Genomic DNA, 11,571 nt, shown 5'->3' with positions numbered 1-11,571 from the left:
AGATCAACGTTCTCTACGCCATCCTGCGCGACCGTCGCCCCTACGAGGCCCGGCCGCCTCTTCGTCTCGTGGCTTGACAACAGCATTAGGCAGCGACCTGCGCGTGCCGGGCGGTGAAGTCCAGCACCCGCTGCCAGGCGTCGGCCTGGATGTCCTTCCACTCGGGGGCGCCGCCGTCGAAGAAGGAGTGCGGGGCACCGTCGTAGACCTGGTACTCGTAGGCCTTGCCCGCCTCGTCCAGCTTGCCGCGGAAGGCCTCGAAGTCCTCCTGGGTGGTGGCGACGTCGTCGCCGGCGAGGAGGAGCAGCAGCGGCGCGGAGATGTCCGTCAGGCGGTCCTCGACGAGGCCCGGGAGGCCGTAGAAGCCGATGGAGCCCGCGAGTTGGAGGTCGGTGCCGGCCAGGCGCCAGGAGTGGCCGCCGCCCAGGCAGAAGCCGACGGAGAAGACGGTGATGCCGGGGTTCTTCCCGGTGAGGTACGCGACCGCGGCGGCCGCGTCGTCGGCCACGCTGTCCGGGACGAGCTGCTTGAAGTGCGGCTGCCACTCGAACTCGTCGTCGCGCGGCCCGAGTCCGGCGGTGCGGCCGTAGTAGTCGAGGACCACGGCGGCGAACCCGGCCTCGGCGAACCGGCGGGCCAGGTCCTGGTAGTAGGCGTGGACCCCGCGGATGTCCGGCAGGATCACCACGCCGCGTCCGTTGGGCTCACCCGGATGCGCGTGGAAGGCGCTGAACGCCGTCCCGTCCTGGGAGGTCAGCTCGATCAGCCCCTCCTCGGCCACGCTGCCGGGGTTCTCGACGGCGGGGGGCCTGCTGTCGGTGCTGTGGCACATGGGGTGTTGGCCTCTCTTCGATGGTGATTGCGGGGGGAGTTCCGGGTCCCTCACGCCGTGCGCAGGACGTCGCGCGAGCGGGCGCGGACGCTGACGGCGCAGGTCAGCCGGGCGGTGCAGGTGCGTCGGCCGGAACTGTCGGTGATGACGATCTCGTAGGTGGCGGTGGTGCGGCCCTCGTGCAGGGGCCGGCACACTCCGGTCACCGTGCCGCCGGCCACCCAGCGGTGGTGGGTGCAGGACAGGTCCAGGCCGACGGCGCGGCCGCCGGGTCCGGTGTACAGGTACGCGGCTAGGGATCCCAGGGTCTCGGCCAGGACGGCGTTGGCGCCGCCGTGCATGATGCCGACGGGCTGGCGGTTGCCGTCCACGGGCATGGTGCCGATGACCAGGCCCGCTTCGCAGCGCACCAGCTCGATGCCCATCTTCGTGACGAGCTGCTGATGGCTGAACTCCGGTGTCACGGCCCAAGGGCCGAGCGTGCTGTCGGACATGGTTGCCTCCCCCGTGTGCGGCACTGGAATCCGTGTCCGCGAACACCGTCGACGCTAGTCAATTCACCGGCGGGCGGAAAAGGGCGACAGCTGGTGGTGTCCAGGGTGGTGTTGGCAGTAACCGCATGAGCCGACTCTCGTTGCGTCGAAATATTTCGGCTAGCTTCGGGCTGCCCGAAAAACCCCGGTGGTCCCCGACGCAAGGGAGATGGCTTTGTCTGGAATGCTGCCTGCCCAGGAATTACTCCTCGACTCGGTGGACGACTATCTGGGGCCGGGCGAAAAGCGATTCTTCGGTTCCGGATTCCGGCGCGTGCGCTACGGCTACGACAAGGTCGAGGTGACCGGCGGCCGGGAGGCGCCCACCGAACTGAGCAGCCGGCTCGATGTCGTCTACCCCGCCGACTGGTCGCGCAAGGCGACGGCGCGCGGCGATCTGCGCCCGCACCTGAGTACCGTCGACGGGCTGATCATCGCCGTGCACCTGAGCGAGGCGGCGCTGACCCACTCGCTCGGGCTCGGGCCGGAGAGCCGGCGCGCGGGCCGGGTGCTGTCGGTGCGGATCAAGGCGGGCACCGAGCCGGACGAGGAGCTGACCGGTCTGCCGGTGCGCACCACCGTGCTCGGCGAGCCGGTCCGGGGCGGCGAGGGCGAGGCGGTGTCGCGGCTGCAGACCCTGGTGGGAGCCATGCGGGTCCGCACCGACCTGCGCCATCCGCTGCCCACTCCACCACCCGCCGCCCCCATCGCCACCGCCGCCTACACCGGTCCGGCGGAGCTGCTCGGGCCGGTGGAGCGGCAGTACTACGGCACCGGTTTCACCGCCCGCACGCAGAGCGTGCGCAAGGTCGCGGTGCGGGCCGCCGAGGCGCGGGCGCGAGCGGTCGTGGACGTGGCGCAGGAGTCCGGCACCGCCCTGGCCACCGAGGGCTTCGAGGGCCTGTACCAGCCCTTCGTCGGGCTGATCGACACCTTCGTCACCAGCCTCCAGCTCGGTCAGATCCTGCTGTACGAGACCGACCGGATCTCCCGCGGCGCGAGCAACACCCTGTGGATGCGCACCACCGTCCTCAGGGCGAGCGCGGAACCCGATCCCATCCGCTACGAAACCCCGCTCGACGTGCGGCTGGAGAACAGCACGCTGCTGCGGCGGGAGAACGAGACCTGGCGGGCCGCCGACATTGTCGGACGGCTCGCCGGAAACACCGTGCGCTGTTCCGTGGCGCACCGGCTGCCCGGCTGATTTACCGGCCGTCTCTTTCAAGGGCTCCAAAATCGGCCACCCCTTTCAGAAACTGGAGCGCGTCATGCGTATCGCCATATCCGGTACCTATTCCTCCGGAAAGACCCTCACGTCGTATGCGCTCGCGCATTACGTGGGAATTCCGCGCACCCGTGCCCGCACCATGCGCGAGCTGCTGCCCGAGGCCGTGCCGGGCAAGACCCTGGAGCAGTGCACCGCGGCCGAGCTGGTCCAGCTGATCGTCCGGCGCCATGTGGACCGGGCGGTCCACGAGAGCCGCTTCGAGGGCTCGTTCATCTCCGACGGCTCCTCGCTGCAGGAGTGGATCTACGGTTCCGTCCGCGTCATCGTCGGCATCAACCCCAATGAGTCGCTGCACCTCAGCGAGCTGGAGAGCGTCGAACGCACCGCGGACATCCGGGTGTTCGACGCCGTCATGGAGCAGCTCGGCATCGCCTTCAAGCAGCACGTGAAGCAGACGTACGACGTGTTCGTGCATCTGCCCAACGAGCTGGCGCTGGCCGCCGACGGGCACCGCCCGGTCAACGAGCGGTTCCGTTCGATGGCCGACGAGCGGCTGCTGGAGGTCGCCGCCGAGCTCGGCATCCCCGCGCACGTGGTGGGCGGCACCGTCGCCGAGCGGCTGGTGGAGATCGCCCGGCTGTTCGACCTGCCGGCGCTGATGTCGCCCGAGGAGGCCATCGCCCGGGCGCAGGCCGAGTACGAGGCGCTGGACATGCGCACCGAGTCCGACCGGGCCTCGGTGATCGTGCGATGACCGTGCCGACCGCCGTTCTGGCCGGTCTCGGCTCCGCGGTGCCGCCCAGGGTGGTGACCAACGACGAGCTGACGGCCCGGATGGACACCTCCGACGAGTGGATCCGCACCCGGACCGGTATCGCCGAGCGGCGGATCGTCGACCCCGGCACCGCCACCAGCGACCTCGCCGTCGAGGCCGGACGGCGGGCCCTGGACTCCGCGGGCAGCCGGGACATCGGTGCCGTGGTGGTCGCCACCACCACTCCGGACCACCCCTGCCCGGCCACCGGTCCGATCGTGGCCGCCGGACTCGGGCTCGGCACGGTGCCCGCCTTCGACGTCGGCGCCGTCTGCTCGGGGTTCCTGTACGCCCTGGCCACCGGCGCCGGGCTGATCGCCTCCCAGGTGGTGGACAGCGTGCTGGTGGTGGGCGCCGATGCCTTCACCACCATCGTCGACCCCTACGACCGCAACACCGCGCCGATCTTCGCGGACGGCGCCGGAGCGGTGGTGCTGCGCGCGGGCCGGGCCGACGAACCGGGCGCGCTGCGCCGTACCGAACTGGCCAGCGACGGCCTGCAGGCCGATCTGATCCGGGTCGCGGCCGGGGGTTCACGGCAGCGCAGCCACCACAACACGGCCCTGCGTGAGGACCACTACCTCACCATGCGCGGCGGCGAGGTCTTCAAGAACGCGGTCCTGCGCATGACGGAGGCCTCCCGCACCGTCCTGGAGCGCACCGGCTGGTCCACCGCCGACGTGGACCTGTTCGTCGGCCACCAGGCCAACGTCCGCATCCTGCACGCCGTCGCCGACCAGCTCGGCATCGGACGGGAGCGGGCCTACGTGAACATCGGCCACACCGGGAACACGGCCGCGGCCTCCATCCCGCTGGCCCTGGACGACGCGCTCGGCGAAGGGCGGCTGCGGGCCGGGGACAAGGTGCTCCTGACCGCCTTCGGCGCCGGCACGACCTGGGGCGCCATCACCCTGACCTGGCCCGACGGACTGCGGCCCGCCGACGCGCCGCATCCCGCCGCCGCCTGATCCGACCGGCGCCCGCACACCTCACCCCCGCCTCACCGAATCCACGCAACGCCCCGGAGCACGGCTCCGAGGAGGGAGTAAGAGATGCCTGTCACGGCATATCCCCAACTGGTCGCGTTCATAGCCGAGAAGGCCGAGATCGAGGTCGAGGAGATCGACCCGGAGCGGACCCTGGAGGACCTCTCGCTGGACTCGCTCACCCTGATCGAGATCGCCCTGTTCATCCAGCGGGAGTACGGCATCGAGGTGCCCGAGGGCGACCTGGTCCTCAGCCAGAAGCTGGCCGAGTGGACCGCCTACCTGGACGAGCGGAGCGGCCGATGAGCACGATGAAGGCCGTCGTCACCACGGCAGTCGGTGCGCCGGACGTGCTGCGGCTGACCGAGGTGGAGCGGCCGGCACCCCTGCCGACCGAGGTACTGGTGCGGGTCGAGGGCGCGGGGGTCAACCCCGTGGACTGGAAGATCCGGTCGGGCCACTTCCCGTCCGGCGCGCTCGGCGCACCGCCGTTCGTGCAGGGCTGGGACGTCGCGGGGGTCGTGGAGTCCGGGCCCCGGGTGACCCGGTTCGAGCCGGGCGACGAGGTGTTCGGGCTGATCGGCTTCCCGCGGCCCGGCGGCACGTACGCCGAGTACGTGACCGCGCCCGCGCGGCAGTTCGCCCGCAAGCCGACCCGGCTGAGCTTCGAGGAGGCGGCCGCGCTGCCGCTGGCGGGGCTCACCGGCTGGCAGACGCTGGTGGAGACGGCCCGGATCCAGCGGGGCGACAAGGTGCTGATCACCGCGGCGGCGGGCGGCGTCGGCCACCTGGCCGCGCAGATCGCCCGCGCGCACGACGCCGAGGTCACCGGCACGGCCCGCGCCGAGAAGCACGACTTCCTGCGCGAGGTCGGCGTGGACCACCCGGTCGACTACCGCACCGGCCCGCTGCACCACACGGTCACCGGGCAGGACGTGGTGCTCGATCTGCTCGGCGGGGAGCACAGCTTCGAGCTGCTGCGCACCCTGCGGCCGGGCGGGCTGCTGATCACCGTGATCGGTCAGGTCAGCCCCGAACTCGCCACCCACGCCGCCAGCCTGGGCGTGCGGGTCACGGGCTTCCTGGTCGAGCCGGACCACTCCGGGCTCGAAGCGCTCGCCGCGCTGGTCGAGGGGGGCCGGCTCAAGGTCCGCGTGGACCAGGTGTTCAAGCTCGCCGACGCCGCCAAGGCGCACGAGTACGGGGAGTCCGACCGCACCACCGGAAAGATCGTGCTGGTCCCATGACGTCACCCTTCGCCGCGCACGGCCCGGCCGGACGCCTTCTCGCCCGTATCCGTCCGGCAGTTCAGGTCCGCCGGAAGGATCGGCGGCTCGCGGCCGCGTCGCACGACGGCGAGGGAGGCGCCCCCGCCCGAGGGGCACGGCACCTTCCGCGCCCCGCGGGCGGCCCCGCCTCCGGGACCCGGTCCCGGAGGCGCCGCTCCGGGTCCGGGACACTGCGCCCCGGCGGCGGGCTGCCGGACCGGCTGGTCACGGTGCTCGCCGTGGCCGCCGGTCTGGCGGTGGCCAACATCTACTACGCGCATCCGCTGCTGACGTCGATCGCCGACTCGTTCGGCGTCGGCAGCACCGCCGCCTCCCTGGTGGTGACCGCCTCCACCGCCGGGTACACCGTGGGCCTGGCCCTGCTGGTGCCGCTCGGCGACACGGTGAACCGGCGCCGGCTGCTGGTGGCGCTGCTGCTGGTCACCGCGCTGGGGCAGGCCGCCTCGGCCGCCGCGCCCGGCATCGGCGCGCTGGTGCTGCTGTCCGGGCTGATGGCGGTGACGGCGGTGGGCGCCCCGCTGCTGGTGGCGTTCGCCGCCGCCCTCGCCCGGCCCGAGCAACGCGGCCGGGTCACCGGCCGGATGCTCAGCGGGGTCCTGCTCGGTGTGCTGCTCGCGCGGACGGGCGCGGGCCTGCTCGCCGAGTGGACCGGCACCTGGCGCTCGGTGTTCGCGGTCGCCGCGGCCGGGATGCTGGTGCTCGCGGCCCTGCTGTGGCGGCTGCTGCCCGACCTCGAACCGGCCGAACAGCTCGGCTACGCCAAGCTGTTGCGCTCGGTCGTGTCGGTGTTCGCCGAGGAACCGCTGCTCAGGCTGCGCTGCCTGTACGGCTTTTTGACCTTCGCCTCCTTCAGCGTGTTCTGGACCTCGGCGGCCTTCCTGCTCGCCGAGGAGCCCTACGCGTACGGCGAGGCCCTGATCGGCGCGTTCGGGCTGCTGGGGGCAGCCGGGGCGATCGCCGCGCGGGCCATCGGTCCGCTGGTGGACCGGGGCCGGGACCGACTGGCCTCGACCCTGCTGTACGGGGCGAACCTCGCCGCCTGGGGGCTGCTCGCCCTGGACGGCGGCCACCTGCTGGTCTGCCTGGTGCTCGGGGTGCTGCTGCTCGACTTTGGTGTGCAGGGCGCCCAGGTGACCAACCTCGGCGTGCTCTACCGGCTGCGCCCCGAGGCCCGCTCCCGGATCACGATGGCCTACATGACCGCCTACTTCCTGGGCGGGGCGGCGGGTTCGGCGCTCGCGGGCGCCGTGCAGTCCACCGCCGGGTGGGCCGGAGTGTGCGCGGCCGGGGGCGGGCTCGCCGCGCTCGTACTGCTGCTGTGGGGCCTGGAACAGGCGCGGGCGTAGCGCGTCCCTTTTGTGCATTTCTCCGCTCAGGACCATTTCCAACCCTGGAGTTCTCGTGTCCACTGCTTCGACGGGTGCCGCTCGGTCCCGTCCCCTTCTCACCCTGATCGCGGTCTGTGTCTCCTGCGGACTGCTGCCCGCCTCCCTCACCGGAACCTCCGTGGCGCTGCCCGACCTCGGCAGCGACCTGGACGCCTCGCTGGTGACCGTGCAGTGGGTCGTCAACGCCTACAACCTCACCTTCGCCAGTGTGATGCTGGTGGCCGGCTCGCTGGCCGATCTGCTCGGCAGGCGGCGGCTGTTCACGGCCGGGCTCGTGGTGTTCGTGCTGTGCACGGCCGGTTCGGCGCTGGTCTCCGAGGTCGTGGTGATCGACGTGCTGCGCGGCGCCGCGGGCGTCGGCGCGGCGATGGTGCTCACCGCGGCGACCGCGCTGCTCGCCCAGTCCTACGAAGGCGCCGCCCGCGCACGGGCGTTCGGCTTCCTCGGCTCCTCCTTCGGCCTGGGCCTCGCGCTCGGCCCGTCCCTGTCCGGGCTGCTGGTCGGCGCCTGGGGCTGGCGCTCGGTGTTCCTCACGCACGCCGCCGTGGCCGCCGCCGTCCTGCTGCTGGGCCCGGCCCTGAAGGAGTCGCGCGACCCGCGGGCCGTCGGCGTCGACTACGGCGGCGCGACCACCTTCAGCGGCGCCCTGTTCGCCTTCACCCTCGCCCTGGTCGAGGGCCCGCAACTGGGCTGGGCGCACCCGGTGGTACTGGCGCTCGCCGTGCTGTCGGTCGCCCTGATGGCGGCGTTCGTACGGATCGAGAAGCGGCGCGTCAGGCCGATGCTGGAGCTGTCGCTGCTGCGCGAGCCGAAGTTCGCCGCGGTCAGCCTGATGCCGGTGCTGCTGGCGTTCGGCTTCGTGTGCCTGCTGGTCTTCCTGCCGTCGTTCTTCATCGGCGTGAACGGCATGAGCTCCTCGCGCGCCGGTCTGACGATGCTGCTGCTCAGCGGCCCGGTGCTGGCGCTGCCCGTGGTCAGCGGGGTGCTCGCCCGCAAGGTGTCCACCTCGGTGCTGCTCGGGGTGAGCCTGCTGCTGGTGGCGGGCGGCGCGGCCTGGCTGACCGTGCTCGACCAGGACGCCACGACCGCCCTGCTCGCCGGTCCGCTGCTGGTCATCGGCACCGGTGTCGGCATCTCGTTCGGTCTGCTCGACGGCGCCGCGGTCGGCTCCGTGGACGCGAGCCGGGCGGGCATGGCGGCGGGACTGTTCAACACCATGCGGCTGACCGGCGAGGCCGTCGCGATCGCCGGCATGGGCTCGGTGCTGGTCAGCCTCACCCAGAGCAATCTGCGCGGCTGGAGCGGCGGCGACGTCGACGGCCTCGCCAACCAGGTCGTGCAGGGCGAGATCGGCGCCGCCGCGGACGAGCTGCCCGCCGCCCAGCAGGCCGACTTCACGGCGTTCGCCGCCGACGCCTACACCGACGCCCTGCACACCGTGCTGTGGCTGCTGGCCGCCGTGTGCGCGCTGGGCGCCCCGCTGATCATGCGGATGCTGCGCCCCGCCCCGGCCGCCGAGGCTCCGGCGGCCGCCGACCGCGACGACACCCGGGAACCGATCACGATGGGAGAGACCTCATGAGCACACCCGACGCACGGCCGGTGCTGGTCGTCGGCGCGGGCCCGGTCGGCCTGACCGCCGCCGCCGAACTGGCCCGCCGCGGCACCCCGGTGCGCCTGATCGACAGGACCGACGCGCCCAGCCCGCTGACCAAGGCGCTGATGGTCTGGCCGCGCACCCTGGAGGTGTTCCGCGGGCTCGGCGCCGACGGCTACCTCGACAAGCACGGCCTGCCGGTGCACTCCTTCCGCTACAACTCCGGCACCGACCCGATCTGCGACATCGTCTTCGGCGACCGCACCCGGCCCATGGTGATCATCCAGCCGGACGTGGAGGAGCTGCTGCGCGAGGCGTTCACCCGGGCGGGCGGCCGGATCGAGTGGGACACCGAGCTGACCCGGCTCAGCCAGGACCCGGACGGGGTGCTGGCCACCGTGCGCGCCCCGGACGGCACCGAGACCACCGAGGAGTACGCCTACGTCGTGGGCGGCGACGGCGCGAGCAGCACCGTCCGCAAGGCGCTGGGCATCGAGTTCAAGGGCGCCACCTACCCGAACGTCTTCATCCTGGCCGACACCGAGATCGACGGCGACCTCCAGCGCGACGCCGTGCACTACTACTGCACCGAGAACGGGATCATGGTCCTGATCCCCCTCTACAACGGCCGCTTCCGCGTGTTCACCGCCGGCCCGCCCGGCCTGCGCGGCGAGGACCTCACCGAGGAGATGCTGCAGGACTTCGTCGACAAGCGGGGTCCGGGCGGGCTGAAGCTGTACGACGTCTCCTGGAAGACCACGTTCGCCATCCACGCCCGGCACGCCGAGCGGTTCCGGGCCGGGCGGGTCTTCCTCGCGGGCGACGCCGCGCACATCCACAGCCCGGCCGGCGGCCAGGGTCTGAACACCGGGGTGACCGACGCCCACAACCTCGCCTGGAAGCTGGCCCTGGTGCACCGCGGGGCGGCGGCCCCGGAGCTGCTGGACAGCTACGGCAGCGAGCGCGCGGCGGTCGCGCAGGGCGTGGTGAAGCAGGCCGAGGTGCAGACGAAGGCGTGGATGCTCTCCAAGCGCTGGCAGATCCGGCTGCGGGACGTCTCCGCCCGGCTGGCCGAACGCTCCGGTGTCTTCGACCGGTTCTACTCGCCGTGGCTCGCGGGCCTGACCAACCACTACCCGGCGGGACCGGCGGTCGACGAGGAGCAGGGCCGCCGGCCGCGCCGCACCGGGCCGCGCAACGGCCACCTGGTGGAGGACGCCGCCCTGCGCGCCTCGCTGCCGGTCGACCGGTACACGCTCCTGGTCACGCTCCCCTCCGGCCCGCGCCCCGCGCGGCTGGCCGAGGTGGAGAGGTCGTACGACGAGCTGGTGACGGTCCGCACGAAGCCGGGCCGGCGCTTCTCGGCGGTCCTGGTCCGCCCGGACCACTACGTCGCCGCCCAGGACCACGGCCCCGAACTGACCCGCATCCTCGGCCATCTGGCCACGCTGGCCCCGGCCGCGCTCACCAAGGAAGGACACAGCGCATGACGCAGCAGCAGGTCCGCGGCACCGCGGACACGGTCCAGGAGTTCTTCGGCCGCTTCGGCACGGGCGATCTCGCCGGGCTGCCGGAGCTGTTCGCCGAGGAGGCGGAGCTGGTGGTGGCGGGCGCCCCCGTCGTCCCGTGGACGGGGCGCCTGGTCGGCCGCCATGAAGTGGAGGGGTACTTCGAGCGGTTCGTGGCAGCCGTGGACACCCAGCTCTTCGATGTGGAGCGGATAGCGGTGGACGGCGAGGACGCCTTTGTCCTCGGGGAGTTCACGCACAAGGTGGTCTCGACCGGCAGGTCCTTCTCGGGCCCGTTCACCATCCGGATCACGGTCCGGGACGGGCTCATCCAGCGGTACCAGACCTTCGAGGACTCCTACGCCGCCGCGATGGCCTTCGGCTCCGACTGACCGTCGTCGCCCGCGGTGTCCTCGCCGGGCCGGTCCGGTTCGTCCGGGCCGGCCGCGGCGAAGAAGGCGTCGAGCTTGTCCCGCGTCCCCTGCACCGTCGGCATGTGCAGGACCAGCTGGACCTCGTGGTCGGCGGCCAGCTCCCACTCGTGCACGTCGAAGCTGAGCCCTCCGACGGTGTCGTGGGAGATCTCCTTCGCTCGGCTCGGGCTCGGTTCCAGCACCTCGTGGCTGCCCCACAGCCGCTTGAACTCCGGGCTGCGCTCGGTCAGCTCGGCCAGCACGCGCTCCACCTCGGGGCGGCCGTAGCAGTCGGCCACGTCCGCGCGGAACCGGGCGACCGTGCTGCGGGCGAGTGCCTCGGAGTGGACGTAGCGGCGGCGGCAGGCCTCATTGGTGAAGTACTCCACCAGGATGTTCTGCCCCGGTCCCCCGATGCCCAGGAACTCCGAGACAGCCGAGTTGGCGGCCAGGATGTTCCAGCAGCGGTCCCGGACCAGCGCCGGGTTGGGGAACCAGTGGTTCACGATCTCCGCGAGCCGCGCCGGGTCGGCGGGACCGCTGTCGGCGCGCTGGTCGACCTCCGGTGTCTTCAGACCGGCGAGCCGGTGCAGGTAGATCTCCTCGGCGGGGTTGAGCCGGAGCGCGCCGCTGATCGCGCCGAGTACGGATTCCGAGACGTTGATGTCCCGGCCCTGCTCCAGCCAGGTGTACCAGGACGTGCCGACGCCCGCGAGGACGGCGACCTCTTCCCGGCGCAGTCCCGGAGTGCGCCGGCGACCCGAGGCGGTGAGCCCGACTTCCGCCGGGGACAGTCGCATTCGCCGGGTCCGTAGAAAGTGAGACAACTCTTCTAGTTGACGCTTTCGGCGACCTATCGTCATGAATCATGAGGCTGTATCAAGGGCAATAACCAGTCAAGCAAAAGGTTCGTCAAGGGTGGCTTGAAAACGCCAACCTAGGCCCATCCTCCTGCAGAACAGCAGGTCTTGAGCGATCCTCGA

At 72.0% G+C, this 11,571-nt stretch carries 12 protein-coding genes; 9 read left to right on the top strand and 3 right to left on the bottom strand.

Annotated features, from left to right (window positions below):
* Positions 1-85: 85 nt before the first annotated feature.
* Both ACZ7L7_RS16605 and ACZ7L7_RS16600 read right to left on the bottom strand, forming a co-directional pair.
* Positions 86-832, bottom strand: coding sequence for a dienelactone hydrolase family protein (locus tag ACZ7L7_RS16605; protein WP_285514509.1), 747 nt, complete (start codon positions 830-832; stop codon positions 86-88).
* A gap of 50 nt (positions 833-882) precedes the next feature.
* On the bottom strand, positions 883-1,326 hold the full coding sequence (locus ACZ7L7_RS16600; RefSeq protein WP_093725037.1) for a hotdog fold thioesterase: 444 nt from the start codon (positions 1,324-1,326) through the stop codon (positions 883-885).
* 208 nt (positions 1,327-1,534) lie between these two features.
* On the opposite strand from ACZ7L7_RS16600, the gene ACZ7L7_RS16595 reads away from it, so the two are divergent.
* The 9 genes from ACZ7L7_RS16595 to ACZ7L7_RS16555 all read left to right on the top strand — a co-directional run bounded on the left by ACZ7L7_RS16595 (position 1,535) and on the right by ACZ7L7_RS16555 (position 10,567).
* Complete coding sequence (locus ACZ7L7_RS16595) at positions 1,535-2,569, top strand: AvrD family protein (protein WP_285514507.1); 1,035 nt, start codon at positions 1,535-1,537, stop codon at positions 2,567-2,569.
* Positions 2,570-2,633: 64 nt separating this feature from the next.
* Entirely contained in the window at positions 2,634-3,347 is a 714-nt protein-coding gene (locus tag ACZ7L7_RS16590; RefSeq protein ID WP_250744529.1) for an AAA family ATPase, read from the top strand.
* Positions 3,344-4,375: a beta-ketoacyl-ACP synthase III gene (locus ACZ7L7_RS16585; protein ID WP_471592654.1), complete on the top strand. Its 1,032-nt coding sequence runs from the start codon at positions 3,344-3,346 to the stop codon at positions 4,373-4,375. The genes ACZ7L7_RS16590 and ACZ7L7_RS16585 overlap by 4 nt, the downstream gene beginning before the upstream one ends.
* An 84-nt stretch (positions 4,376-4,459) precedes the next feature.
* Positions 4,460-4,699, top strand: coding sequence for an acyl carrier protein (locus ACZ7L7_RS16580; RefSeq protein WP_093725029.1), 240 nt, complete (start codon positions 4,460-4,462; stop codon positions 4,697-4,699).
* Positions 4,696-5,640: an NADP-dependent oxidoreductase gene (locus ACZ7L7_RS16575; protein ID WP_285514505.1), complete on the top strand. Its 945-nt coding sequence runs from the start codon at positions 4,696-4,698 to the stop codon at positions 5,638-5,640. The genes ACZ7L7_RS16580 and ACZ7L7_RS16575 overlap by 4 nt, the downstream gene beginning before the upstream one ends.
* Positions 5,637-7,028, top strand: a complete 1,392-nt coding sequence (locus tag ACZ7L7_RS16570) for an MFS transporter (protein ID WP_285514504.1) — start codon at positions 5,637-5,639, stop codon at positions 7,026-7,028. The genes ACZ7L7_RS16575 and ACZ7L7_RS16570 overlap by 4 nt, the downstream gene beginning before the upstream one ends.
* A 55-nt stretch (positions 7,029-7,083) precedes the next feature.
* Positions 7,084-8,652 carry an MFS transporter gene (locus tag ACZ7L7_RS16565; RefSeq protein WP_472076201.1) on the top strand — a complete coding sequence of 523 codons (1,569 nt, stop codon included), beginning with the start codon at positions 7,084-7,086 and terminating at the stop codon, positions 8,650-8,652.
* Positions 8,649-10,157, top strand: a complete 1,509-nt coding sequence (locus ACZ7L7_RS16560; RefSeq protein ID WP_285514502.1) for an FAD-dependent monooxygenase — start codon at positions 8,649-8,651, stop codon at positions 10,155-10,157. Before ACZ7L7_RS16565 ends, ACZ7L7_RS16560 begins: the two co-directional genes overlap by 4 nt.
* Positions 10,154-10,567, top strand: coding sequence for a nuclear transport factor 2 family protein (locus ACZ7L7_RS16555; protein WP_285514501.1), 414 nt, complete (start codon positions 10,154-10,156; stop codon positions 10,565-10,567). Before ACZ7L7_RS16560 ends, ACZ7L7_RS16555 begins: the two co-directional genes overlap by 4 nt.
* On the opposite strand, the gene ACZ7L7_RS16550 is transcribed toward ACZ7L7_RS16555, so the two are convergent.
* Positions 10,534-11,451 carry a helix-turn-helix transcriptional regulator gene (locus ACZ7L7_RS16550; protein ID WP_285514500.1) on the bottom strand — a complete coding sequence of 306 codons (918 nt, stop codon included), beginning with the start codon at positions 11,449-11,451 and terminating at the stop codon, positions 10,534-10,536. The genes ACZ7L7_RS16555 and ACZ7L7_RS16550 overlap by 34 nt on opposite strands.
* Between the last annotated feature and the right edge of the window lie 120 nt (positions 11,452-11,571).

This window comes from Streptomyces sp. NPDC110618, from assembly GCF_055657065.1.
Note: the sequence above shows the minus strand (reverse complement) of the source record. Positions and strands in the feature narration are given on the sequence as shown.